The sequence below is a fragment of the Rhizobium esperanzae genome (assembly GCF_002204185.1).
Taxonomy (GTDB): Bacteria; Pseudomonadota; Alphaproteobacteria; order Rhizobiales; family Rhizobiaceae; genus Rhizobium; species Rhizobium esperanzae.
Window position 1 is genome coordinate 16,780 of sequence record NZ_MXPU01000025.1, and the last position, 24,026, is coordinate 40,805.

Below are 24,026 nucleotides of genomic sequence, written 5' to 3' on the forward strand. Positions count from 1 at the left end.
CTTTACGTTAGCGTGGTGTCCTTAGCGAATTGGGTGAGCCGTCATTGGCAAGTTCGGGCATCAGCTCGGCGATATCGACCACCTTGCCGGTGCGCGAACTCGTCAGCGCGGCAATGCCGCAGAGAACGGACATGGCGCCTGCCCGGGTGCCGGCGCGCTGGCCGAGCCTGTCTTCCATGCCGGGCTTGAAGATCATGTTGCGCATCCGGTCGTCGCCGCCGTAGTGGCCGCCGGTGAAATGCGGGACGACGATGCGCTCGACAGCTTCCTTACCATTCGGGAAATTGCGGATGAGCAGGATCGTATCCTCTTTTGGCTGTTCCCAGGGCTGCGCCTCATACTGGCGGATTTCGATGCGGCCTTTCGTTCCGTTGAAGGCCAGGTGATGACCCTCGATCGGCTGGAAGGTGTTCAGCGAATAGGAGACGTGGACGTTGTTGCGGTAGCGGATGGACACGACCATCGTGTCGGGGATGTCGATGTCTTCGCGGAAGACGCAGCCGTCCCGGAAATAGCCGTCGATCTCAGAAGGATCCTCATAAAGTGAATCGAGGAACGGATCCTTTTCGATATCGAGATAATAGTCGCATTCATGCGCGTGCGGACAGAGTTTGCAGCGAGGCCCGCGAAACGGGCCCTTGCGGCCGTAGTTCTGCAGGTCGGCAAAAGAGGTGACAGACTCCGGATCGCTGTCGAGATACCAGTTCAGTAGATCGAAATGGTGGGTGGCCTTGTGGACGAACAGGCTGCCGGAATTTTCCGTATAGGCATGCCAGCGGCGGAAATAGTCGGCGCCGTGCTTGGTGTTGAGATACCAGTGAAAATCGACCGAGGTCACCCGGCCGATCTCGCCGGCATTCAGCAGTTCCTTGATCTTGGCGGCCGTCGGCGCATAGCGGTAGTTGAAGGAGACGTCGACCCGGCGGCCGGTGCGCTTTTCGGCATCGAGAATCCGGCGAATTTTCTCGATCGAGGTGGTCATCGGCTTCTCGGTGATGACGTCGATGCCGGATTCCAGTGCCCGCACGATGATATCGTCATGTGTATGGTCAGGCGTGCAGACGATGGCGAGATCCGGCCTCTGCTCGGCAAGCATGGAATCGATGTTGTCATAGAGCGGAGCATTGCTGCCGATCATGTTGCGGGCGCGCTCGCCGCGAAGCGAGTTCTTTTCGACGATGGCTTTGAGGTCGACATGTTCGCGCCAGCCGGCAAGCAGGTCCTTGCCCCACATGGTGGTGCCGCGGTTACCGGTGCCGATCAGGGCAAAACGGCGTTTCTCCATCGAATGACTCCTCTTTCATACGTGATGAAACAATTGGATTTGTAATCAGATCTGGCAGCAGTTCCGGAAGCGCTCGACGCAAGTGGCGATCACCTCCTCGGCCGGACGCTTCCACCAGTTTTCGGCCGAAAAGATCTCCACTTCCTGCGCGCCGAAGAACCCGGCGGCTTCGATCATCCGTCTTATGCCCTTGAGGTCGATGACGCCATCGCCCATCATGCCGCGGTCGAGCAGCATATCCTTCGTCGGCGCCAGCCAGTCGCAGATGTGATGGGCAAAGATACGGTTCATGCGTCCGGCGCGAGCAATCTGGTTGGCAAGATCGGGATCCCACCAGACATGGTAGACGTCGATCGCGACGCCGACATCCTCGCCGAGCGGCTCGCACATGTCGAGCGCCTGGCCGAGCGTGTTCACGCAGGCCCGGTCGGCCGCATACATCGGATGCAGCGGCTCGATCGCAAGTTTCACGCCTGATGCCTGCGCGTGCGGCAGCACCGCGGCAATGCCATCGAAGACCATCTGACGGGCGGCGACGATATCCTTCGAAGCGCCCGGCAGGCCGCCGACGACGAGCACGAGGCAGTCGGCGGAAAAGGCCGCCGCCTCGTCGATGGCGCGCCTGTTGTCGTCGAGGTTTTTCTGCCAGTCGGCCTCGGTTGCCGCCGGAAAGAAGCCGCCGCGGCAGAGGCCGGTCAGCTTGATGCCGTTCGACTTGGCGATCCGCACCGCCTCGTCGAGACCGGCCTTGGCGACCTGGTCGCGCCAGGGCGCGATCGAGGTAATGCCGTGCTTCAGGCAGATATCGACGGCTTCCGCGAAGCCGCACTGCTCGCGGATCGTCGCCAGGTTGATCGAGAGTCCTTCGACCTTCATGTCATTCTTCTCCCGTGCGGTGTCGTGTTTCAGTTGACGCCGTGGACGGCAAGCACCTGTTTCATGCGCACGGTTGCGAGTTCAGGATCGGCCAGAACCCGCGCCTTGTCGGCCAGGCGGAAGAGTTCGGCCAGATGTGTGAGCGAACGCGTGCTCTGCTGCCCGCCGACCATGGTGAAATGATCCTGCAGACCATTGAGATAGGCGAGGAAGACGACGCCGGTCTTGTAGAAGCGGGTCGGCGCCTTGAAGATGTGGCGCGACAGCGGCACGGTCGGCTCCAGCAGGTCGAAGAATTCGTGATTGCTCTTGCGGCCGAGCGCGTCGAGTGCTGCCGAAGCCGCCGGCGCGATGGCGTCGAAAATGCCGAGCAGCGCATCGGAATGGCCCTCTTCGTCGCCGGCAATCAGTTCGGCATAGTTGAAATCGTCGCCGGTATACATGCGCACGGATCTCGGCAGTTGCCGGCGCATCGTCACCTCCTTCTGCTTGGAAAGCAGCGAGATCTTGATGCCGTCGACCTTTGAGGCATTGGCCTCGATCACGCCAAGGCAGGTTTCCATTGCCTTGAGGTGGTCGCCATTGCCCCAGTATCCCTCGAGCGCCGGGTCGAACATTTCTCCGAGCCAGTGGATGATGACGGGTTCTTTTACCTGGCGAAGAATGCGGCCATAGACCCTGATATAGTCGTCCGGCCCCTTGGCCGCGACGGCAAGCGCCCGACTTGCCATCAGGATGATGCGGCCGCCGGCCGCCTCCACCGTTTCGATCTGCTCTTCATAGGCCTTGATGATCGTATCGACGGTCACATCGGGACCGGGCGACAAATGGTCGGTGCCGGCGCCGCAGGCGATCAGCGCGTCCTTGCGGCCGGCCGCCTCGGCAAGCGCCCGGCGGATGAGGTCGCGCGCCTCCGGCCAGCCGAGACCCATGCCGCGCTGCGCCGTATCCATCGCTTCGGCGACGCCGAGGCCGAGATCCCAGAGCCGGTGGCGGAAGGCGAGCGTTCGCTCCCAGTCGATCGCCGGCGTCAGCCAGGGGTCGTTGTCGGCAAGCGGATCGGCGACCACATGGGCGGCGGCAAAGGCGATGCGCGGAAAGCTTTTGGCGTCGCGCTTCTTCAGTTCGATCGGCATACCGGTCAGCGTATAGGGAACGATCTTGCCGTCGAGGGGGAGATTGATCGTTGTCACGGCTCAGAACTCCAGTACGGGGACGTCGAGCCAGCGGCGTTCGGACCAGGATTTCAGCCCGAGTTCGGCAAGCTGCACACCCTTGGCGCCAGCTTCGAGGCCGTAGGGCCACGGCGCATCTTCGACCACATGGCGGATGAACATTTCCCACTGCGCCTTGAAGCCGTTGTCGAAGGCCTGGGTATCCGGAACCTCGTCCCAGGTCTTGTAGAAATCGATCGTCTGCGGCTGGTCGGGGTTCCACACCGGCTTCGGCGTGTTGACGCGGTGCTGGCTCCAGCATTTCGTCAGGCCGGCCACGGCCGAACCATGCGTGCCGTCGACCTGGAAGGTGACGAGATCGTCGCGGCGCACGCGCACCGCCCAGGAGGAATTGACCTGCGCGATCACGCCGCCTTCAAGTTCGAAGGTTGCATAGGCCGCATCGTCGGTGTCGCAGTCATAAGGCTTGCCCTGCTCGTCGATGCGGCGCGGAATATGCGTGGCGCCGAGGCAGGAGACGGCCTTCACCTCGCCGAACAGATTGTCGAGCACGTAGCGCCAGTGGCAGAGCATATCGAGGATGATGCCGCCGCCGTCGCCCTTGCGGTAGTTCCAGGAAGGTCGCTGGGCGGGCACGCCCCAATCGCCTTCGAAGACCCAGTAGCCGAATTCACCGCGCACCGAGAGGATCTTGCCGAAGAAGCCGGAATCCCTGAGCAGCGCCAGCTTGCGCAGGCCCGGCAGGAAGAGCTTGTCCTGCACGACGCCATGCTTGAGGCCGGAGCGCCGCGCTTTGCGGGCAAGGTCGATCGCCACCTGCAGATCGTCGGAAATCGGCTTTTCGCAATAGACGTGCTTGCCGGCGTCGAGCGCCTTGGACAGAAGCTCGGCGCGCATCAGCGTCGTGCCGGCATCGAAGAAGATCGTGTCGTCGGGATTGGCGAGCGCGGCATCGAGATCGGTCGACCAGCGCTTGATGTTATGCTTCTTCGCCAGCTCTTCCATCTTCGCGCCGTTGCGGCCGACGATGATCGGGTCGATCTCGAGTTTCTCGCCCGATTTCAGCGTGATGCCACCCTGGTCGCGGAAGGCGAGGATAGAGCGAACCAAGTGCTGGTTGTAACCCATGCGGCCGGTGACGCCGTGCAAGATGATCCCCAAGCGTGCCATGTTTTCCTCCCTGCAATCTTTTATGGCGGGAGCGGGCGTCCTGGCCCGGCCCTCCCAAGCCGGTAACTAAACGGTTACTTGATGGCAGAAGAGCGGCGAGCCTGTCAATAGTCAAATCCTGCTTTCGCTATTCAGCGCTTGATCGAGGCGAGGGTGACGTGGACGATATGCCTTTCCCAGGCACTGAGATTGGCCGGCTCGATCAGGTCGCGGCCGAAGATCGTCGAAAGCGTATACTGGTTGGAAAGGTAGAAATAGCCGAGCGAGGCGATCGTCAGATAGACATGCAGGGGATCGGCGGTCTCGATGAAGACGCCCTGCTTCTTGCCCTGCTCGAGCACTTGGGAAAGCTCGCCGATCAGATGCGAATGCAGTTCCTTGAGCCGGATGGACTGACGCAGCCAGCGGGCGCGATGCAGGTTTTCGGTGCCGAGCAGGCTGAGGAATTCCGGATGCTGGAGGAAATAACGCCAGGTGAAGAGCGCCAGTTCGCCGATACCTTCCTCGGGGCTGCGGTCGCCGATATGCAGCGCGCGTTCCGCCGTGCGGATGCCGACATAGGCCTCTTCGAGCACCTTGAGGTAGAGCTGCTCCTTGTCGCCGAAATAGTGGTAGAGCATGCGTTTGTTGGTGCCGGCACGTTCGGCGATGGCGTCGACGCGGGCTCCGCCCATGCCGTTTTCGGCGAATTCGCGGGTTGCTGCCTCGAGAATGGCGGCGCGTGTCCGCTCCGGATCGCGTTGCGCCGTCCGCTCCGTCGACGGTCGCCGGGCCGGCTTCTTTTCGCTGTTTCCCCCGCTGTCGTGCATCGCTCCACCCCTGTCTTCACGTGTTGCGCTCATAAGCCTTCGGTGCGAAATTGTAAAAACCGAATTTGGAAGGGCGGCCCGCTGGAACGGAATGCTGAGAGCATGATGTCGCCGAAAACCGCTGACACTTTCGACATCATGCTCTGACCGACACCGCTTGACAGGCTTGCCGCTTTGCTCGTAGCTTGTAACCAATTAGTTATTTGCGCAAGCAAAACTAAATTGGAAGCGTGTGGAGGCGCTTCCCTTTGGAGGAGGAAAAAATGACTCTACGTGTTAGCAGACGTAATTTCGTGGCCGGAAGCGCAGCACTTCTGTCGCTTTCGGCGCTCGGAACCAGCGCCTTGGCAGAGGAAACGCGCTTGCGTCTCCTGTGGTGGGGCTCGCAGCCGCGCGCCGACCGCACCAACAAGGTGTCGCAGCTCTATCAGACGAAGAACCCGGGCACCTCGATCACCGGCGAATTCCTTGGCTGGGGCGATTACTGGCCGCGTCTGGCGACCCAGGTCGCCGGCCGCAACGCGCCCGACATCATTCAGATGGACTATCGCTACATTGTTCAATACGCCCGGCGCGGCGCGCTCGCGCCGCTTGAATCCTATATGCCGGCCAAGCTCAATCTCGACGATTTCGACAAGGCGCAGATCGAAGGCGGCAGCGTCGACGGCCATCTCTATGGCGTCAGCCTGGGCGCCAATTCGGCTGCAACCGTGCTGAATACAACGGCCTTCAAAGAAGCGGGCGTCGATCTGCCGACGCAGGCGACCACCTGGGATGAATTCGCCCGAATGGGTGCTGAAATCACCAAGGCGGGCAAGCGCAAGGGCATGTTCGGCCTCGCCGACGGCAGCGGCGGTGAACCGCTGTTCGAAAACTGGCTGCGCCAGCGCGGCAAGGCGCTCTATACCGCCGACGGCAAGATCGGTTTCGGTGTGGACGACGCATCGGAATGGTACGATATGTGGGCCAAGTTCCGTGCGGCCGGCGCCTGTGTCCCTGCCGATATCCAGGCTCTCGACAAGAACGATATCGAAACCAATACGGTGTCGCTCGGCAAGGCTGCCGCCGGTTTTGCCCATTCCAACCAGTTCGTCGCCTATCAGGCCATGAACAAGGACAAGCTGGCGCTCACCAACTACATGCGCATCAAGCCGGACTCGAAGGGCGGCCATTATCGCAAGCCTTCGATGTTCTTCTCGGTCTCGGCGCAGTCGAAGTCGATCGATCAGGCGGTTGATTACATCAACTTCTTCGTCAAGAACCCCGAGGCTGTGCTGCTCCTGGATGTCGAGCGCGGCATTCCGGAATCGGCCGCCATGCGAGAGGTCGTCGCGGCGAAGCTCGACGACAACGGCAAGGTTGCGTTGGCCTATGTCAGCGGCCTTGGCGATCTCGCCGGCAAATTGCCGCCGCCGCCGCCGGCCGGTGCCGGCGAAGGCGAGTTGATGCTGCGCAACATTGCCGAACAGGTCGGTTTCGGACAACTCTCTCCCTCCGACGGCGGCAAGCAGCTTGTCACTGAAATTACGCAGATTCTCGCACGAGGCTGATGCCGTATGAGCAATGCGATGCGCACGCCCGCAGGGGCCATATCAGTGGAAAGATATCAGGGGGCCGTGGCCGAAGGACGCTTCCGGCGTCTTTGGAATGCCAATGCTCCCGGCTATCTCTTCCTCCTTCCGTGGCTCGTCGGCTTTTTCGGGCTGACGCTCGGGCCGGCCCTGATTTCGCTTTACCTGTCCTTCACCGACTTCGACATGCTGCAGTCACCGCGGTGGGTAGGAGTTGCGAATTACGTGCGCATCGCCACGGCGGATCCGAAATTTTCCGCCGCAATGCACGTCACCCTGACCTATGTCGTCTTCTCGGTGCCGTTCAAACTGACCTTTGCCTTGCTGGTCGCCATGGCACTGAACCGCGGCCTGCGTGGGCTGTCGATTTATCGCGCCATCTTCTACCTGCCGTCACTGCTCGGCGGCAGCGTTGCCATCGCCGTGCTCTGGCGCCAGCTTTTTGCCAGCGACGGCCTCGTCAACGCCGCCCTGGCCCAGATTGGCATCGAAGGGCCGAGCTGGATCTCGCATCCGAACTATTCGATCTATACGCTGGTGGCGCTGTCCGTCTGGCAGTTCGGGTCGCCGATGATCATCTTTCTCGCCGGCCTGCGCCAGATACCGCAGGATATGTATGAGGCGGCGAGCCTCGACGGCGCCTCGAAATTCCGGCAGTTCTACAAGATCACGCTGCCGCTTCTGACGCCGGTGATCTTCTTCAACGCGGTCGTCCAGACGATTGAAGCGTTCAAGGCCTTCACGCCCGCCTTCATCATATCGGGCGGCACCGGCGGGCCGATCAACTCGACGCTGTTCTACACGCTCTACCTTTATCAGGAGGCCTTCGGCAATTTCCGCATGGGCTACGCCTCGGCGCTCGCCTGGATCCTGGTCGTGATCATCGCGATCTTCACCGCCTTCTCCTTCCTGACCTCGCGTTATTGGGTGCACTACGATGACTGAGATGACCGCTTCCGTCACTGCGGCCAGGCCGCCATCCGATATCACCAAACGCAGCCTGCCCGGGTCGCTCATTGTCCACGCCCTGCTGATCGCCGCTTCGCTTCTCATGGTCTATCCGCTGTTGTGGATGGTTTCGGCATCGGTCAGGCCGGAAACCGAGATCTTCTCGTCGACCTCGCTCATTCCGTCGTCGATCGATTTTTCCTCTTATGCCCGCGGGTGGGTCGGCCTCGACGTCAGCTTCGGCCGGTTCTTCTGGAATTCGCTCGTCATCTCGCTGCTGGTCGTGACAGGCAATGTCATCGCCTGCTCGCTGACGGCCTTCGCTTTTGCGCGGCTGCGTTTTGCCGGCCGGAACTTTTGGTTCGCGATCATGCTCGGCACGCTGATGATACCCTATCACGTGACGCTGATCCCGCAATATGTGCTCTTCCTCAACCTTGGCTGGGTCAACACCATCCTGCCGCTCGTCGTGCCGAAGTTCCTGGCAAGCGACGCCTTCTTCATCTTTTTGATGGTGCAGTTCTTCCGCGGCATTCCGCGGGAACTCGATGAGGCGGCGATGATGGACGGCTGCAGCGCCTGGCGGATCTATTGGAAGATCATGCTGCCGCTGTCGCTGCCGGTGCTGGCAACGGCCGCCATTTTTTCTTTCATCTGGACCTGGGACGATTTCTTCGGGCCGCTGATCTACCTGAACGACATGAACACCTATACGATCCAGCTCGGCCTGCGCACCTTCGTGGATTCCACCAGCGCTTCGGATTGGGGTGGTCTCTTCGCCATGTCGACTCTGACGCTGGTGCCGGTCTTCTTCTTCTTCCTGTTCTTCCAGCGCCTGCTGATCGAGGGCATCGCCACGACCGGCATGAAACGCTGATGGCAGTAGTGGAAAAGAGTGACATGAGCATCAAAACCGTCGCGATCGTCGGCTGCGGCATCGGCCGTTCGCATATCGTCGAAGGCTATCTGCCGCATTCCGACAAGTTCAAGGTGACGGCGATCTGCGATCTGAACGTAGAACGCCTGACCGCCGTCGGCGACGAGTTCGGTATCGAACGCCGCACCACCTCTTTCGAGGAACTGCTCGCCGACGACACGATCGACATCATCGATATCTGCACCCCGCCAGGCATCCATCTGGAACAGGTGGTCGCCGCTCTCGGTGCCGGCAAGCATGTCGTCTGCGAAAAGCCACTGACGGGCTCCCTTGCCGGGGTCGATACGATCATGGAAGCGGAAAAGAACGCCAAAGGCGTGCTGATGCCGATCTTCCAGTACCGCTATGGCGACGGCATCCAGAAGGCCAAACGAATCATCGACGCCGGCATTGCCGGCAAAGCCTATACGGCTTCGGTCGAAACCTTCTGGCTACGCAAACCGGAATATTACGCCGTGCCCTGGCGCGGCAAATGGGCGACGGAACTCGGCGGCGTGCTCGTCACCCATGCGCTGCATCTGCACGACATGCTGATGCATCTGATGGGACCGGCGGCGAGGGTCTTCGGCCGGGTCGCCACCCGCGTCAACGATATCGAGGTCGAGGATTGCGCCTCCGCCAGCCTGCTGATGGAAAACGGCGCCTTCGTCTCGCTGTCCTGCACGCTCGGCTCGCAGGAGCAGATCAGCCGGCTGAGGCTGCATTTCGAGAACGTCACTTTCGAAAGCACGCACGAACCCTACACGCCTGGAAAGGACCCCTGGAAGATCATCGCGGCCAATGATGACGTCAGGCAAAAAATCGACCGTGTGGTCGGCGATTGGCAGCCCGTCGCGCCGCGGTTCACCACCCAGATGGGACAGTTCCACGCCTTCCTCAGCGGCAATGGACCGCTGCCGGTGACAACAACGGATGCGCGCCGCGCCCTCGAACTTGTCACCGCTATCTATCAATCCTCCGACAGCGGCGCCGAAGTGCCGCTGCCGGTCGGTCCCGACAGTCCGAAATACGCCGATTGGCGCGCAAGAACCAAGTAACCGACAAATAAACGAGAGGGTTTTGAGAAGATGGCAACCAGTGTCGTTCTTCAGAAGGTCGAGAAGCGCTACGGCGCGATGGATGTGATCCATGGCATCGACCTGACGATCGATCCCGGCGAATTCGTCGTTTTTGTCGGGCCCTCCGGCTGCGGAAAATCGACCCTTCTGCGCATGATCGCCGGCCTCGAAGAGATATCGGGCGGCGCGCTGCTGCTCGACAGCGAGCGCATGAACGAGGTGGCGCCGGCCAAGCGCGGCATTGCCATGGTTTTCCAGTCCTATGCGCTCTATCCGCATATGTCGGTCTACAAGAATCTCGCCTTCGGCCTGGAGACGGCGGGTTACAAGAAGGCGGACATCCAGCCGAAGGTCAAACGGGCCGCCGAAATCCTGCAGATCGAGAAGCTCCTGGAGCGTAAGCCGAAGGCGCTGTCCGGCGGCCAGCGCCAGCGTGTCGCGATCGGCCGCGCCATCGTGCGCGAGCCACGTATCTTCCTGTTCGACGAACCGCTGTCGAACCTCGATGCCGAACTGCGAGTGCAGATGCGGGTCGAGATTTCCCGCCTGCACCGGCAGCTCGGCAACACCATGATCTACGTCACCCATGACCAGGTCGAAGCCATGACGATGGCCGACAAGATCGTCGTCTTGAATTCGGGCCGCATCGAGCAGGTGGGCGCGCCGCTCGATCTCTACAACAATCCCGCCAACCGCTTCGTCGCCGGCTTCATCGGCAGCCCGAAGATGAATTTCCTGAAGGCGCGCATCGAACAGGTCGGCGAGGCTGAAACCAGCATTCATGTCTGCGGCAACTCCGTCCGCCTGCCGCGCCGGCTGAAAGGCGAGGCCGGTCAGGAGGTCACCTTCGGCATTCGCCCCGAACATCTTTCGCTTACAGAGGGCGCCATCACGCTCTCGACCGTCAATGTCGATCTCGTCGAAAATCTTGGCGGCGCCACCATGCTCTACACCACGACGCCGGATGGGCAGCTCTTGACGATCGCCCTTGACGGCCAGCAGAAGGTCGAGCGGGGCGCCAATGTGAAGACTTTCTTCGATCCCGCCCGCTGCCACGTATTCGACGCCGCCGGTAAAACGATCTGACTCTCCGGAGCGCTCCCGCGAGTCCAGCAGGACGCGTAGCGCTGCCGCCGCTGCTTGACAGCCAATCCTGCTCTGTCCCATCATTTCGGAAGGGGCCGCAAGGAGGGTAAGCATGACGCCTGAGGATAGGATTCATGCGCTTGGCATCTGGCAGGGCTCGATCGAAATATTGCCGATCGCGGGCGGCATCACCAACAGGAACTATCTGGTCAGCGATGCCGTCGCCCGTTGCGTGGTGAGATTGGGCACCGACATTCCGATCCACCACATTAGCCGCCAGAACGAGCTTGCCGCCAGCCGCGCCGCACATGCCGCCGGCCTGTCGCCCGCCGTCATCCACCATTCGCCTGGCGTGCTGGTGCTCGAATATATCGAGGCGAGGGCACTTGTGCCGGAGGATATTAGGACGCCTGACATGCTTGCCAGGGTGGTGCCGCTGGTGCGTGCCTGCCACCACGACATCGCCCGGCATTTCCGCGGCCCGGCGATGATCTTCTGGGTCTTCCACGTCATCCGCGATTATGCCGCCAGCCTGAGGGCGGCGGGCAGCGCCCACCTTCCCTTGCTTGCGAAACTCCTCGCTAGGGCCGAGACGCTGGAAGAAGCGGCAGGACCTTTCGAGATCGCCTTCGGTCACAATGACCTGCTGGCCGCCAATTTTCTCGATGACGGCAAGCGGCTATGGCTAATAGACTGGGATTATGCGGGCTTCAACACGCCGCTTTTCGATCTCGGTGGATTGGCTTCCAACAACGAACTGCCGGAAGCAGCCGAGCGGATGATGCTGGAGATATATTTCGGCCGGCCGCCAACCGATGAACTCATCAGACGCTACGCTGCGATGAAATGCGCCTCGCTGCTGCGCGAGACGCTCTGGAGCATGATTTCTGAAATCCATTCCACGATCGATTTCGACTATGCCGCCTATACGGCAGAGAATCTCGCTCGTTTCGAGCGCGCCTATCAAGCCTTTGAACGGGATAATAAATGACGAGACAATTACCGAAGACGGCAAAGGCCGTGGTCATCGGCGGCGGCATCATCGGCTGCTCGACAGCCTATCATCTCGGCAAGCTCGGCTGGACCGATACCGTTCTCTTGGAACGGAAGAAGCTGACCTCCGGCACCACCTTTCATGCCGCCGGCCTTGTCGGCCAGCTGCGCACAAGCGCCAACATCACCCAGCTGCTCGGTTACTCGGTCGATCTCTACAAGCGGCTGGAAGAGGAAACCGGCCTTGGCACCGGCTGGAAGATGAATGGCGGCCTGCGGCTTGCCTGCAACGAGGAGCGCTGGACCGAAGTGAAGCGCCAGGCGACCACCGCCCAGTCCTTCGGCCTCGACATGCAGTTGCTGACGCCGCAGGAAGCCTTCGATCTCTGGCCGCTGATGACGGTTGACGATCTGGTCGGCGCCGCTTTCCTTCCCACAGACGGTCAGGCCAACCCTTCCGACATCACCCAGGCGCTCGCCAAAGGCGCCCGCATGGCAGGCGTTTCGATCTTCGAGGATACCGAAGTCCTCGACCTCGAAATCGACAAGGGGAAGATTCGCGCCGTCATCACCGCAGAGGGGCGCATCGAATGCGAGCGGGTCGTCGTCTGCGCCGGCCAATGGACGCGCGCCTTTGCAGCCCGCTTCGGCGTCAACGTGCCGCTGGTCTCGGTCGAACATCAATATATCATCACCGAATCCTTCGGCGTGCCTTCCAACCTGCCGACGCTGCGCGATCCCGACCGGCTGACCTATTACAAGGAGGAGGTCGGCGGCATCGTCATGGGCGGCTACGAACCGAACCCCATTCCCTGGGCAAAGCAAGGTATCCCCGATGGTTTCCATTACACGCTGCTGGACAGCAATTTCGACCATTTCGAACAGATCATGGAACAGGCGCTCGGCCGGGTTCCGGCGCTGGAGAATGTCGGCGTCAAACAGCTCTTGAACGGCCCGGAAAGTTTCACGCCCGATGGCAACTTCATTCTCGGCGAGGCGCCGGAACTGAAGAATTTCTTCGTCGGCGCCGGCTTCAACGCCTTCGGCATCGCGTCTGCCGGCGGCGCTGGTATGGCGCTTGCCGAATGGGTGACGAAGGGGGAGCCTCCCTATGATCTCTGGCCGGTCGACATCCGCCGTTTCGGACGCCCGCATTTCGATACCGACTGGGTACGCACCCGCACGCTGGAAGCCTATGGCAAACACTACACGCTGGCCTTCCCCTTCGAGGAATATGCGAACGGCCGCCCTTGCCGCAAATCGCCGCTTTACGATCGGCTGAAGGCGCAGGGTGCCTGTTTCGGTGAAAAACTCGGCTGGGAGCGGCCGAACTGGTTTGCCGATCTCTTCGCCAATGAGGAGCCGAGGGATGTCTATAGCTACAAGAGGCAGAACTGGTTTGAGGCCGTCGGCCGCGAGCACAAGGCGGTGCGCGAGGCAGCGGTCATCTTCGACCAGACCTCCTTCGCCAAATTCGTGCTGAAGGGCAGCGATGCCGAGGCGGCCCTCTCCTGGATCGCCGCCAACGATGTCGCCAAGCCTGTGGGATCGCTCATCTATACACAGATGCTGAACGACAGGGGTGGCATCGAGTGCGACCTGACGGTGGCCCGGATCGCCGAGAACGAATATTACATCGTCACCGGCACGGGTTTCGCCACGCACGACTTCGATTGGATCGAACGCAATATTCCGGCCGAGATGCATGCCGAACTGGTCGACGTCACCTCCGCCTATTGCGTTCTGTCGCTGATGGGGCCGAATTCGCGAGCGGTGCTGGAAAAGGTGACCGGCAGCGATGTCTCCAATGCGGCCTTCCCCTTCGGCCAGGTCAGGACCATTGGCATATCGGGCTGTCCGGTGCGGGCGCTGCGCATCACCTATGTCGGCGAACTCGGTTATGAGCTGCATACCCCGGTGGAATATGCGACGACGGTCTATGACGTGCTGATGGCATCAGGCGGCGAATTCGGCCTCGTCAATGCCGGCTATCGCGCCATCGAGAGCTGCCGCCTGGAAAAGGGGTATCGCGCCTGGGGATCCGATATTGGTCCCGATCACACGCCTGTCGAAGCCGGCCTAAGCTGGGCGGTCAAGATGCGCAAAAACATCCCCTTCCGCGGCCGCGCAGCGATCGAACGGCAGCTCAAGGAAGGTGTGAAAAAGCGCCTTGCTTGCTTCATTCCTGACGATCCAGATACCGTGCTGCTCGGTCGCGAAACCATTTATCGCGACGGCAAGCGTGTCGGCTGGCTATCGAGCGGCGGCTTCGGTTATACGCTTGGGAAGGCGATCGGCTACGGCTATGTTCGCAACCCGGAAGGTGTGACGGAAGATTTCGTCCTCGCCGGCGTCTATGAGCTCGACGTCGCGAGGCAACGCATTCCCTGCAAGGTGTCGCTGGCGCCGCTCTATGATCCCGAAATGGCGCGCGTGAAGGGCTGACATGAAGTGACGCAAAGAGAGAGGGCGTGCCGTGGGACACCCCCCTCTGCTGAAAAGACTTCAGGCTCTCAAAACAGCGGCAGTCGGTCGTCCTGGATCAGGATCTCGAGCTTGTCCGAGACATCCTGCGTCCAGGCCCGATGCCCTGTCAAAGCCGAGGGGAAAAGGCCTGGCAGGGTGAACAGAGCCGCCGAGATCGCCGGACCAGTGCGCGGGATGTCGGCGATGAGCGCGGCGATCTCGGCAGCGCGGGGGTCGCGCAGCTCGTAGCGCTCGCCATTGCCGCGTTCGCCGATCGCATAACGCATCCATGCCGCAACGGCAATCGCGTAGGTCTCCGCCCGGTCGCCAAGGGCCAGCGCCTCGCACGCCGGCTCCAGCAGCCGTTGCGGCAGTTTCTGCGTGCCGTCCATGGCGATCTGATAGGTGCGGTGGGCGATCGCCTTATTTGCAAAGCGTGCTATCAATTCATTGGCATAATCATCGAGATCGATACCCGGCACCGCGTCGAGGGTGCGCGCCGCCGCATGCATGTGGCGGTAGGCAAGCGCCGCCAGGCCAGTATCGTCCATGACGTCACGGATGAATTCATAGCCGCCGATATATCCGAGATAGGCAAGCAGCGAATGAGCGCCGTTCAGCATCCTGAGCTTCATTTTTTCGTAGGCCGAAACTTCCTCGACCATCAGCGCGCCGCGCACCTTTTCCCAGGCCGGACGGCCATTGGCGAAATGGTCTTCGATGACCCATTGCGTAAAGGGCTCCGTCTCGATCGCCGCCATGTCGGTGCGGCCCGTCAGCCGCTCGGCATCGACATAGGTCGCGTCGGTGCTGGCGGGCGTGATGCGGTCGACCATCGTCGACGGGAAGGGCACGTTCGCTTCGATCCAGCGATGCAGCTCGGCATCGATGCGCGAGGTGAATTCGAGCACGAGGCGCTTCAGCACGGCGCCGTTGCTCGGCAGGTTGTCGCAGCTGAGTGGGGTGAAGGGCGCTATGCCCTTCTGCCGGCGGCGCGCGAGGCCTTCGACGAGATAGCCGATGACGCCGCGCGGCGCATGTCGGTTGGCGAGGTCGGCGACGATATCGGGATGCTTGAGGTCGAGGCCGCCGGTTGCGGGATCGAAACCATAGGCCTTTTCCGTCACCGTCATGCTGACGATGCGGATGGCAGGGTCCTCGAGCCGCGCCAGCAGCCCGGCCGGATCGCGCGGCGCCACATGCGCCTTCAGGATCGAGCCGATCACTTCGGCCGTCGTGCCTGACGTGTCGCGGATCAGCACCGTATAGAGCCCGTTCTGGGCGGAGAGATTGTCCGCGACATCGGGCGTGCGCAGGCTCGCCACCTCGATGCCCCAGTCGCCGCCGGCGGCTGCGAGCGCGCCATCCGTGAAGGGCGCGAAATGGGCGCGGAAGAAGGCGCCCGGGCCGAGATGGAGGATGCCGGCCTTCAGCGCATTCCTGTTATAGGCGGGAAGCTTCGCCGTCGGCGCAAGGCCGGTCACGTTCTGCAGTCTGTCGCTCACAGCTTGTAGGCCTTCTTCGCATTGTCATAGGAGAGTTCGCGCGCCACGATCTCGGCGTCATGCCCGGAAATCCGGTGCTCGGCGACGAGCCCAGCGAGGAAGCGGCAGACTTCACGGCGCCAGACGTCGTGGCGGGCCGGGATCGACAGCAGCGCGCGCGTGTCGTCGTTGAAACCCGCCATATTGGCGAAACCGGCCGTCTCGACGACTTGGTCGAGATAGCGGCGGATGCCAAGCGGGCTGTCATGGAACCACCAGGGCGGGCCGATCATCAGGCAGGGCCAATGGCCGGCCATCGGCGCCAGCTCCCGGGCATAGGTCGTCTCGTCGAGCGTGAAAAGCAGGATGCGCAGGCCCGGCGCATGGCCATATTTGGAAAGCAGCGCATTCAGGCCGCCGACCCAGTCCGTGCGTGTCGGGATATCGGCGCCCATATTCGGACCGCGGGTGGCAAAGAGCCCGCTGTCGGTATTGCGTCGCGAGCCGGCATGGATCTGCATCACCATGCCGTCCTCGGCCGAGAGACCGGCCATCTCGGTCATCATCTGGCCGCGAAAAAGCTCGGCATCAACAGCCGAAAGCGGGCCCTTCAATGCCTTGTCGAGCAACGCCTGCTTTTCGGCAAGCGGCAGATCAGCGGTGAAGGCTGTCGGCACCCCGTGATCGGTCGCAGTGGCGCCGAACTGGCGGAAATAGGCGCGCCGGCGCTGATGCGCCTCGATCAGGCCGTCCCAGTTCGTGACGTCGGCGCCGGTGATCTCTCCGAACTTGAGGAGATTGTCGCGGAAGCCGACGGCATCAGGATCGGTGACGCTGTCCGGCCGGTAGGTGGTGCGCACCTTGCCGATCCAGCCCTCTGCCGCCATCTTCTGGTGATGGACAAGCGGGTCGAGCGCACCTTCGGTCGTCGCGATCGTTTCGATGCCGAATCGCTGATGCAGCGCCCGCGGGCGGAATTCCGGAAGGGCGAGCTGGGCATTGATGTGATCGTAGAGCGCATCGGCATTATCCGCCGTCAGCGGCTCGGTGCAGCCGAGCACGGCCGACATGGCGTGATCGACCCAGAGGCTCGAAGGCGTTCCGCGGAAGAGATGGTAATGCCTGGCAAAGGTCCGCCAGATCGCCCGCCCCTCAGCCACCGGCTTGCCGTCGAGCCTGGGAACACCGAGCTCATCCAAGGTGACGCCGACGCTGTGCAGCATGCGGAAGAGATAGTGATCGGGAATGACCAGCAGCGAAGCCGCGTCTTCAAAGGGCTTGTCGTCGGCGAACCAGGACGGTTCGGTGTGCCCGTGCGGGCTGACGATCGGAAGATTGCGCACCGTCTCGTAGAGGTCTCGCGCGATGGTCCGTGTCGCCGGGTCGGCCGGAAACAGCCGGTCCGGATGAAGAAAGCCGTTGCCTGCATCCATCAGTATTCCTCCCTGATGGATTAGGGCCTACCCCACTACATCGGGCACGGCAAGGTCTTTTAGTAACCAAACGGTTCAGTTTTGCGCATGGCCGCGCCGGGGGTCGAAAACATTGACGTGGCGGTCTATTTCCGCTTTGGAAAAACCATCTGTTCTGCCGGTGTCGGCAAAGGAGGATCGATGTCCGACGAGACCAACCGCATCACCCGGCTGGAGGAAATGCTGGCGCATCAGGCAAAGACGATCGAGGAGCTTTCCGATCAGCTCGCCGAACAATGGAAGATCGTGGAGCAGATGCGCACCAAGCTTGATCGGTTGACAGAACGCTTCCTGTCACTGGAGGAGCAGTCGCTGGAAGCCCCGGCCATCACCCGCCCGCCGCATTATTAAAAGCACGCGGCGCAATGCCGCGTGCTGTTCCTGTTAGGGCGACGGATCAGACGCCGCCGATGCAGAGATATTTCATTTCCAGGTAATCGTCGGCGCCATGGCGCGAACCCTCGCGGCCGAGGCCGGATTGCTTGATGCCGCCGAAAGGCGCCGTCTCGGACGACATAAGGCCGGTATTGATGCCGATCATCCCGTATTCCAGCGCTTCCGCCACCCGCCAGACCTTCTTCAGATCGCCGGCATAGAAATAGGCGGCAAGGCCGAATTCGGTGTCGTTGGCCTGAGCGATGACGTCCTCGGCCGTCTCGAAGCGGAAGAGCGGCGCCACCGGCCCAAAGGTTTCCTCGCGCGCCACCGTCATGCCGCGCGTCACGCCGGTTAGCACCGTCGGCGCGAAGAAGGTGCCGGCGCCGTCGATGCGTTTGCCGCCGGTGAGAACCTTGGCGCCCTTGGCCAGCGCGTCGCCGACATGGTCCTCCACCTTGGCAAGACCCTGCTCGTCGATCAGCGGCCCGATCTCGACACCGGGCTTGAACCCATCGCCGACCGACATCGCGGCGACTTTGGCGGCAAGCTTCGCGGCGAAAGCGTCATAGACACTCGATTGGATGTAGAGGCGGTTGGCGCAAACGCAGGTCTGGCCCGCATTGCGGTATTTGGAGGCGATCGCGCCCTCGACGGCGGCGTCGAGATCGGCATCATCGAAGACGATGAACGGCGCGTTACCGCCGAGTTCCAGGCTCACCTTCTTGATCTGGTCGGCGCACTGCCGCATCAGGATACGGCCGACCTCGGTCGAGCCGGTGAAGCTGATCTTGCGCACTTTTTCATTGCTGCAGAGCTCGCGGCCGATCGCCGGGCCATCGAGTCCGACGATGAGATTGAAGACGCCGGCGGGAATGCCGGCCTGTTCGGCGAGCACGGCAAGGGCAATCGCCGTCAGCGGCGTCTGCTCGGCCGGCTTCGACACGACCGTGCAGCCGACGGCCAGCGCCGGAGCGATCTTTCGGGCGATCATCGCCGCTGGAAAATTCCACGGCGTGATTGTGCCGACGACGCCGACCGGCTGCTTGATGACGATCATGCGCTTGTCCTGGGACGGCGCCGGGATCGTCTCGCCGTAAATGCGCTTGGCCTCTTCCGCATACCATTCGATATAGGCCGCGGCATAAAGGATCTCACCGCGTGCTTCCGGGAAGGGCTTGCCCATTTCGGCGGTCAGGATCGCCGCGAGCGCATCGGCATTGGCGACGATCAGGTCGAACCATTTGCGCAGGATCTGGCTGCGTTCCTTGGCCGGGCGGGCAGCCCAGGCCGGCTGGGCGGCATAGGCCGCATCGATCGCCGCCCGCGTTTCGGCTGCGCCCATATCGGGCAGCGACGCGAGCTGCTCGCCGGTAGCCGGGTTCAGCACGTCGAAGGTCTTTGCGGCATCGCCCGATGTCCAGACACCGTTGATATAGCCGGCATCGCGCAGAAGGGGCGAGGAAAAGGCAACATGCCTGGTCAGAGCGGTGGTGAAAGCCATGTCATATCTCCTTGGGAGCGGCTACCGATCGCCGGCGCCATTGAAATCCGGGTTCGATCGGCGCTAGCTGGCGGCACTCGCCTCCAGCATCGAGGTCTCGAGAATGTCGAGCGCCTCGCCGAAGACCTCGTCCTGGATGGTGATCGGCGCGAGGAAACGGATGACGTTTCCATGGACGCCGCAGGTGAGCAGGATCAGCCCCTTGTCGAGCGCTGTCAGCCGCACCTTGTTGGCGAAATCAGCACTCGGCAATCCCGTCGTGCGGTCATTGAATTCGACGGCGTTCATGAAGCCCGGCCCGCGAATATCGGTGATCTCCGGTACGCTCTCGCGCAGCGATTCCAGCCGCTGCTTGAGCCGCCCGCCGAGCAGGTTGGCGCGGTTGCAGAGATCCTCCTCCTTGATGACGTCGAGGACGGCATGGGCAGCGGCGATACCGAGCGGATTGCCGCCATAGGTGCCGCCGAGCCCGCCCGGCCCCGGCGCGTCCATGATTTCGGCGCGGCCGGTGACGGCAGCGAGCGGAAAGCCACCGGCAAGGCTCTTCGCCATCGTCGTCAGATCGGCCGCCACTTCGTGGTGGTCCATCGCGAACATCCTGCCGGTGCGGGCAAAACCGGTCTGCACCTCATCGGCGATCAGCAGGATGCCATGCTGGTCGCAAAGTTCGCGCAGGGCCTTCATGAAGGCTGCGGGCGCCGGATAGAAGCCGCCTTCGCCCTGCACCGGCTCGAGGATGATGGCCGCCACGCGCTGCGGATCGACATCGGCGGCGAAGAGTTTCTTCAGCGCCGCAAGCGACTGATCGACGGAGACGCCATGCAGTTCGACCGGGAAGGGAACATGGAAGACGTCGCCCGGCATCGCGCCGAAGCCGACCTTATAGGGCACGACCTTGCCGGTCAGCGCCATGCCCATGAATGTGCGGCCGTGGAAGCCGCCGCCGAAGGCGATGACGGCCGAGCGGCCGGTGGCGGCGCGGGCGATCTTGACGGCGTTTTCGACCGCTTCGGCGCCTGTCGTGACGAAGATCGTCTTCTTCTCGAAGTCACCGGGCACCAGCACGTTCAGCCGCTCGGCGAGGCTGATGTAGTTCTCGTAGGGCACCACCTGATGGCAGGTATGGGTGAAATGGTCGAGTTGATCCTTGACCGCAGCAATGACCCTGGGATGGCGGTGACCGGTGTTCAGCACCGCGATTCCGGCGGCGAAATCGATATAGCGGCGGCCCTCCTTGTCCCAGATTTCGGCATTCTCTGCGCGGTCCGCATAAATCTGGGTGGTCATGCCGACGCCGCGTGAAATCGCGGCGTTCTTCCGGTCAGTAAGGCTTGTCGCGGTCATCGATATGTTCCCGTGTTGAAGGTTTTGGAATTATCTTGCATAATTTCTGTAATTGGGAATTTCCTACATTTTTTCTGCAAGAAAACAAGCGGCATTTTTTGCTTCAAACATCACGCGATTTGATGAATGCTCGCACAAGGAAAATCGGGGTAATGGCTGATGAGTGACAACGGGCCTGTGCGCTACAAGGTGGCGGAGGCCGCGCGGTTGGCGGGCGTCTCCGCCTCGACGCTGCGCCTCTGGGAAAGCCAGGGTCTGGTCGTTCCCGGCCGCTCCGGAACCGGCCATCGCCAATATAGCGCCGACGACATCGCGCGGCTGAAGCGCGTCTCATGGTACCGGGTCGAGCGCGGTCTCAATCCGGCGGCCATTCGCGAGGCGCTGGAGAGCGAGGAACCTTCCGCCGACGGTGCCGAAACCGGCCAGGGTTCCGGCCTCGGCCGGAAACTGCGGAGCCTCCGCCATGCCGCAGGCAAGACCCTCGATCAGGTGGCGAGCGATATCGGCATCACCGCTTCAACGCTCTCGACGCTGGAGCGCACCTCGCAAGGCGTCGGATTCAAGACGCTGCACGACCTCGCCGAATATTACGCCACCACCGTCTCCCGTCTCTCCGGCGAGGAAAGCGAGGAGGTGCCGGCAGTGATACGCGCCGGCGAGTGGCGCACCTGGCCGGAAACGACCCCCGGGGTTACGGTGCAGCTGCTTGCCGAAGGCCGCAGAATGATGGATTGCCATCGTTTCGTGCTGGCGCCGGGCGCTGCCAGCGAGGGCGCCTATCGCCACGAAGGCGAGGAATTCATGCATGTCCTGTCCGGCCGGCTGGAACTGGTGCTCGACAGCGATCAGTTCTTCGATCTCGGCCCAGGCGATTCACTGTATTTCGAAAGCCGCCGCTACCATTCCTGGCGTAACCGCCACGATGGCGAAACCGTGCTTTTATGGATCAACACGCCGCCGACATTCTGAACCAGTCGCAGCAGGAAGCAGTTTCGCAATGTGTGCCTTTGCGCTATAGCGCGAGTGGAGAATATCCGAACGAAAGACAGTCTCATGGCCGCCACCATCCGTTATCACGAAGGCGATATTTCCGCGGCCGACGCGGCCCGCTACACCGGCGCGATCGCGATCGATACCGAGACGCTGGGCCTGGTGCCGCGGCGGGATCGTCTCTGCGTCGTCCAGCTTTCTCCCGGTGACGGCACCGCCGACATCATCCGCATTGCCGCCGGCCAGAAAGAGGCACCCAATCTCGTCGCTCTTCTCGAAGATCCCACGCACCAGAAGATCTTTCATTACGGCCGCTTCGATATCGCCGTGCTCTTCTATACCTTCGGCGTCACGACCAACCCGGTGTTCTGCACCAAGATCGCCTCGCGCCTCTGCCGCACCTACACCGATCGCCACGGCCTCAAGGACAATCTCAAGGAGATGCTCGACGTCGATGTCTCCAAGGCGCAGCAATCTTCCGATTGGGCGGCCGAGACGCTGTCGCCGGCCCAGCTCGAATATGCCGCTTCCGACGTACTTTATCTGCACGCGCTTCGCGACAAGCTGACGGCCCGCCTGATCCGCGACGGCCGCTTCGACCATGCCACGGCCTGCTTTGCATTCCTGCCGACCCGCGCCAAGCTCGATCTTCTCGGCTGGGAAGAGGCCGACATCTTCGCTCACAGTTGAGCGAATTGCCGTCAGTCTTCACTGTCTGCAGCCGCGGATGGACTGATCCGCGGGCGTTAGCGATTCGTTAATTTCTGTTTCTTAATATTCAATTTAATTTTTATGCATTCGATGGCGCCGCTTGCGTCATGCGGACGGGAGGATCTGCTCGGAATGCAAGGGACCGGATGAGCGCGGTCCTTTCATAGAGCCTGCTTTCATCGTCACTTTACGAAAGGGCATGCCATGCTGACCCCCGTTCGTGCAGCGTCCAATGCAAGCTTTTCGTCTCAAGGCCAGACCGCGGCGATCGTGGCCGGCAGCCTTGACCGTTCGGCGATTGCCCCCGCGCCCGTCAATGCGGTCGAAGCCGCCGACCTGAATTCCGCCATTGCCGGCAAGCTCAATATCCTGCTCCTTGCGGCGCGCGAGCGCATGGTTGAAGCCCTTTTCGATGTCATCGATGCCGCCGGCCGTTCCATTTCCCTCGATCGCCGTGAAGGCGAGACAAATCTGGCCTTCGCCTCTCGGCTTGCCGACGCCATTCAGCGGCTGCCGGCCGCCAGAATCGATGAGATCGAACGCCAGCTCACTGAGCAAGGTCACAACCTGCCGCTCCGGATGATCGCCGAAGCCCTGAAGAACCCGGCGGGGCCTGAGGCGGCGCGTATCATCGCCTATCTGGAAATGGTGCGTTACAAGGACCGCGATCTCGCCGCCCGTGCCGTCGTCCGATCCTATGGTCAGAACGACGCTTCGCCAATGCGCGCCGAGGCCCGGCCCGAGATCCAGCTGCACGAAGACAGCCTGCCCGCCGCGATCCGCCAACTGGCGGAAAAGCGAACTGCACCAGTCGGCAAAACAGTCGAGACCGCCCTGCTTGCGACAACAGAGGAAGCGGTGACCGCTGTAGCCGTGGAGGCCGCTGATCCCGAAATTTCGCCGCCTGAAAACCGGATTCGCTCCGCTTCGGTGACAAAGGCAGAGCTTGTCCCGAAGGTCGAAGCCCGGCAATCGGCGACGGCGGAGCCGGGTGACGACACGGCCGAAGTGACGGAGCCGCCGGTCATTCAGCCTCGCGCAACGTCGGAAAAAGCCGATCCGGTTATTCCCCGGAACTGGACGGGAATCGTCGCCTCCATGACCGAAGAGGTCTCCGAGATGATCGTCACCATCATCCGCGAACAGGACCTTGAAAACGTGCTGGAGGATGGTGCTGTCGAGGCGGCGGTGGCGATCGACGCCATTCTCGACGAGGCCGCCAACAGCGAAGCGAAGGAGACGTTGACGAGACAGCCGGCAGACCTCGCCGCCGATGCTCGACAATCCGTAGCGCCCCACCCGTCGCAGATGGAAACCGGGGCCACGGCTGCGGCCGCCCGACAGCCGAAAGAAATCGCCGCACACCCGCAACCGATGCCGCTTCCCGAGATGGCCGAGGCCTCCTATGTGCCGCTCGCGGCCAAGCTGCCCGAGGGCTTTGCCTATGCGCAGCTGCCTTATCAGTTCGCCAAGGATACGCCGTCGAATGAAAAGGCCGGCGAAACAAGCCACCAGCATCACCATCACCAGGACGGTGCGCCGCAGGACGAGCAGCAGGCGCAATCCGGCGGCGAGGATGCCGAGCCCGATGCTGAAGGGGCGGAGGCGGCACCCGAGCTGAGGACGCCGAGGATGATCGATACCGAGCCGTCGGCGTACCGGCCGGACACGGCGGCCGATCCGGTCTACGCGCTTTATCAGCGCATGGCCGGCTGGGAATAGCGGTTTTCATTACCTGAAAATAAAGAACCCGCCGGATCGCTCCGGCGGGT

20 protein-coding genes are annotated in these 24,026 nt (G+C 62.1%); 11 read left to right on the plus strand and 9 right to left on the minus strand.

The genetic code is table 11. From position 1 onward, the window contains the following. Window positions 1-7 precede the first annotated feature (7 nt). The 5 genes from B5E41_RS27380 to B5E41_RS27400 all read right to left on the minus strand — a co-directional run bounded on the left by B5E41_RS27380 (window position 8) and on the right by B5E41_RS27400 (window position 5,315). On the minus strand, window positions 8-1,285 hold the full coding sequence (locus tag B5E41_RS27380) for a Gfo/Idh/MocA family protein (RefSeq protein ID WP_088396858.1): 1,278 nt from the start codon (window positions 1,283-1,285) through the stop codon (window positions 8-10). 45 nt (window positions 1,286-1,330) lie between these two features. Further along, on the minus strand, window positions 1,331-2,161 hold the full coding sequence (locus B5E41_RS27385; protein WP_088396859.1) for a sugar phosphate isomerase/epimerase family protein: 831 nt from the start codon (window positions 2,159-2,161) through the stop codon (window positions 1,331-1,333). Window positions 2,162-2,190: 29 nt separating this feature from the next. Beyond that, complete coding sequence (locus B5E41_RS27390) at window positions 2,191-3,354, minus strand: dihydrodipicolinate synthase family protein (protein WP_088396860.1); 1,164 nt, start codon at window positions 3,352-3,354, stop codon at window positions 2,191-2,193. Window positions 3,355-3,357: 3 nt separating this feature from the next. After that, the gene (locus B5E41_RS27395) at window positions 3,358-4,506 is read right to left on the minus strand and encodes a Gfo/Idh/MocA family protein (RefSeq protein WP_088396861.1); all 1,149 of its coding nucleotides are present in this window, start codon (window positions 4,504-4,506) and stop codon (window positions 3,358-3,360) included. A 131-nt stretch (window positions 4,507-4,637) separates the two neighbouring features. After that, window positions 4,638-5,315, minus strand: a complete 678-nt coding sequence (locus B5E41_RS27400; RefSeq protein WP_088396862.1) for a TetR/AcrR family transcriptional regulator — start codon at window positions 5,313-5,315, stop codon at window positions 4,638-4,640. Between the two features lie 263 nt (window positions 5,316-5,578). On the opposite strand from B5E41_RS27400, the gene B5E41_RS27405 reads away from it, so the two are divergent. The 7 genes from B5E41_RS27405 (at window position 5,579) to B5E41_RS27435 (ending at window position 14,353) form a co-directional block, all read left to right on the plus strand. After that, the gene (locus tag B5E41_RS27405; RefSeq protein ID WP_088396863.1) at window positions 5,579-6,865 is read left to right on the plus strand and encodes an ABC transporter substrate-binding protein; all 1,287 of its coding nucleotides are present in this window, start codon (window positions 5,579-5,581) and stop codon (window positions 6,863-6,865) included. Window positions 6,866-6,871: 6 nt separating this feature from the next. Continuing rightward, window positions 6,872-7,831, plus strand: coding sequence for a carbohydrate ABC transporter permease (locus tag B5E41_RS27410; RefSeq protein WP_176439504.1), 960 nt, complete (start codon window positions 6,872-6,874; stop codon window positions 7,829-7,831). Beyond that, window positions 7,824-8,711, plus strand: coding sequence for a carbohydrate ABC transporter permease (locus B5E41_RS27415; protein ID WP_088396864.1), 888 nt, complete (start codon window positions 7,824-7,826; stop codon window positions 8,709-8,711). Before B5E41_RS27410 ends, B5E41_RS27415 begins: the two co-directional genes overlap by 8 nt. Further along, the gene (locus tag B5E41_RS27420) at window positions 8,711-9,808 is read left to right on the plus strand and encodes a Gfo/Idh/MocA family protein (protein ID WP_176439505.1); all 1,098 of its coding nucleotides are present in this window, start codon (window positions 8,711-8,713) and stop codon (window positions 9,806-9,808) included. Before B5E41_RS27415 ends, B5E41_RS27420 begins: the two co-directional genes overlap by 1 nt. Window positions 9,809-9,838: 30 nt before the next feature. Continuing rightward, on the plus strand, window positions 9,839-10,915 hold the full coding sequence (locus B5E41_RS27425; RefSeq protein WP_064800194.1) for an ABC transporter ATP-binding protein: 1,077 nt from the start codon (window positions 9,839-9,841) through the stop codon (window positions 10,913-10,915). A 112-nt stretch (window positions 10,916-11,027) separates the two neighbouring features. Next, on the plus strand, window positions 11,028-11,906 hold the full coding sequence (locus B5E41_RS27430; protein WP_088396866.1) for a phosphotransferase: 879 nt from the start codon (window positions 11,028-11,030) through the stop codon (window positions 11,904-11,906). Next, a complete protein-coding gene (locus B5E41_RS27435) occupies window positions 11,903-14,353 on the plus strand; it encodes a GcvT family protein (RefSeq protein ID WP_088396867.1) in 2,451 nt (816 codons plus the stop codon). The genes B5E41_RS27430 and B5E41_RS27435 overlap by 4 nt, the downstream gene beginning before the upstream one ends. A 68-nt stretch (window positions 14,354-14,421) precedes the next feature. Here B5E41_RS27435 and B5E41_RS27440 read toward each other — a convergent pair whose 3' ends face one another. Together B5E41_RS27440 and uxaC are read right to left on the minus strand one after the other, a co-directional pair. Then, window positions 14,422-15,879: a mannitol dehydrogenase family protein gene (locus B5E41_RS27440; protein WP_088396868.1), complete on the minus strand. Its 1,458-nt coding sequence runs from the start codon at window positions 15,877-15,879 to the stop codon at window positions 14,422-14,424. Further along, window positions 15,876-17,291, minus strand: a complete 1,416-nt coding sequence (uxaC, locus tag B5E41_RS27445; protein WP_088396869.1) for a glucuronate isomerase — start codon at window positions 17,289-17,291, stop codon at window positions 15,876-15,878. Before uxaC ends, B5E41_RS27440 begins: the two co-directional genes overlap by 4 nt. A gap of 180 nt (window positions 17,292-17,471) precedes the next feature. Here uxaC and B5E41_RS27450 point away from each other — a divergent pair, with 180 nt between their 5' ends. Next, the gene (locus tag B5E41_RS27450; protein WP_064805813.1) at window positions 17,472-17,681 is read left to right on the plus strand and encodes a SlyX family protein; all 210 of its coding nucleotides are present in this window, start codon (window positions 17,472-17,474) and stop codon (window positions 17,679-17,681) included. 46 nt (window positions 17,682-17,727) lie between these two features. On the opposite strand, the gene B5E41_RS27455 is transcribed toward B5E41_RS27450, so the two are convergent. Both B5E41_RS27455 and B5E41_RS27460 read right to left on the minus strand, forming a co-directional pair. Further along, window positions 17,728-19,209, minus strand: a complete 1,482-nt coding sequence (locus B5E41_RS27455) for an NAD-dependent succinate-semialdehyde dehydrogenase (RefSeq protein ID WP_088396870.1) — start codon at window positions 19,207-19,209, stop codon at window positions 17,728-17,730. 63 nt (window positions 19,210-19,272) lie between these two features. Then, a complete protein-coding gene (locus tag B5E41_RS27460) occupies window positions 19,273-20,553 on the minus strand; it encodes a 4-aminobutyrate--2-oxoglutarate transaminase (RefSeq protein ID WP_088396871.1) in 1,281 nt (426 codons plus the stop codon). Between the two features lie 159 nt (window positions 20,554-20,712). Between B5E41_RS27460 and B5E41_RS27465 the strand changes: the two genes are divergently transcribed. The 3 genes from B5E41_RS27465 to B5E41_RS27475 all read left to right on the plus strand — a co-directional run bounded on the left by B5E41_RS27465 (window position 20,713) and on the right by B5E41_RS27475 (window position 23,976). After that, the gene (locus tag B5E41_RS27465; RefSeq protein WP_088396872.1) at window positions 20,713-21,522 is read left to right on the plus strand and encodes a MerR family transcriptional regulator; all 810 of its coding nucleotides are present in this window, start codon (window positions 20,713-20,715) and stop codon (window positions 21,520-21,522) included. Window positions 21,523-21,606: 84 nt separating this feature from the next. Further along, window positions 21,607-22,233, plus strand: coding sequence for a ribonuclease D (locus B5E41_RS27470; protein ID WP_088396873.1), 627 nt, complete (start codon window positions 21,607-21,609; stop codon window positions 22,231-22,233). 225 nt (window positions 22,234-22,458) lie between these two features. Continuing rightward, on the plus strand, window positions 22,459-23,976 hold the full coding sequence (locus tag B5E41_RS27475) for a hypothetical protein (RefSeq protein ID WP_088396874.1): 1,518 nt from the start codon (window positions 22,459-22,461) through the stop codon (window positions 23,974-23,976). Window positions 23,977-24,026 lie beyond the last annotated feature (50 nt).

Coding starts and splice junctions, on each gene's coding strand:
- B5E41_RS27380 (WP_088396858.1), bottom strand. CDS start 1,285: ATGGAGAAACGCCGTTTTGCCCTGATCGGCACCGGTAACCGCGGCACC.
- B5E41_RS27385 (WP_088396859.1), bottom strand. CDS start 2,161: ATGAAGGTCGAAGGACTCTCGATCAACCTGGCGACGATCCGCGAGCAG.
- B5E41_RS27395 (WP_088396861.1), bottom strand. CDS start 4,506: ATGGCACGCTTGGGGATCATCTTGCACGGCGTCACCGGCCGCATGGGT.
- B5E41_RS27400 (WP_088396862.1), bottom strand. CDS start 5,315: ATGCACGACAGCGGGGGAAACAGCGAAAAGAAGCCGGCCCGGCGACCG.
- B5E41_RS27405 (WP_088396863.1), top strand. CDS start 5,579: ATGACTCTACGTGTTAGCAGACGTAATTTCGTGGCCGGAAGCGCAGCA.
- B5E41_RS27410 (WP_176439504.1), top strand. CDS start 6,872: ATGAGCAATGCGATGCGCACGCCCGCAGGGGCCATATCAGTGGAAAGA.
- B5E41_RS27415 (WP_088396864.1), top strand. CDS start 7,824: ATGACTGAGATGACCGCTTCCGTCACTGCGGCCAGGCCGCCATCCGAT.
- B5E41_RS27420 (WP_176439505.1), top strand. CDS start 8,711: ATGGCAGTAGTGGAAAAGAGTGACATGAGCATCAAAACCGTCGCGATC.
- B5E41_RS27425 (WP_064800194.1), top strand. CDS start 9,839: ATGGCAACCAGTGTCGTTCTTCAGAAGGTCGAGAAGCGCTACGGCGCG.
- B5E41_RS27430 (WP_088396866.1), top strand. CDS start 11,028: ATGACGCCTGAGGATAGGATTCATGCGCTTGGCATCTGGCAGGGCTCG.
- B5E41_RS27435 (WP_088396867.1), top strand. CDS start 11,903: ATGACGAGACAATTACCGAAGACGGCAAAGGCCGTGGTCATCGGCGGC.
- uxaC (WP_088396869.1), bottom strand. CDS start 17,291: ATGGATGCAGGCAACGGCTTTCTTCATCCGGACCGGCTGTTTCCGGCC.
- B5E41_RS27450 (WP_064805813.1), top strand. CDS start 17,472: ATGTCCGACGAGACCAACCGCATCACCCGGCTGGAGGAAATGCTGGCG.
- B5E41_RS27455 (WP_088396870.1), bottom strand. CDS start 19,209: ATGGCTTTCACCACCGCTCTGACCAGGCATGTTGCCTTTTCCTCGCCC.
- B5E41_RS27460 (WP_088396871.1), bottom strand. CDS start 20,553: ATGACCGCGACAAGCCTTACTGACCGGAAGAACGCCGCGATTTCACGC.
- B5E41_RS27465 (WP_088396872.1), top strand. CDS start 20,713: ATGAGTGACAACGGGCCTGTGCGCTACAAGGTGGCGGAGGCCGCGCGG.
- B5E41_RS27470 (WP_088396873.1), top strand. CDS start 21,607: ATGGCCGCCACCATCCGTTATCACGAAGGCGATATTTCCGCGGCCGAC.
- B5E41_RS27475 (WP_088396874.1), top strand. CDS start 22,459: ATGCTGACCCCCGTTCGTGCAGCGTCCAATGCAAGCTTTTCGTCTCAA.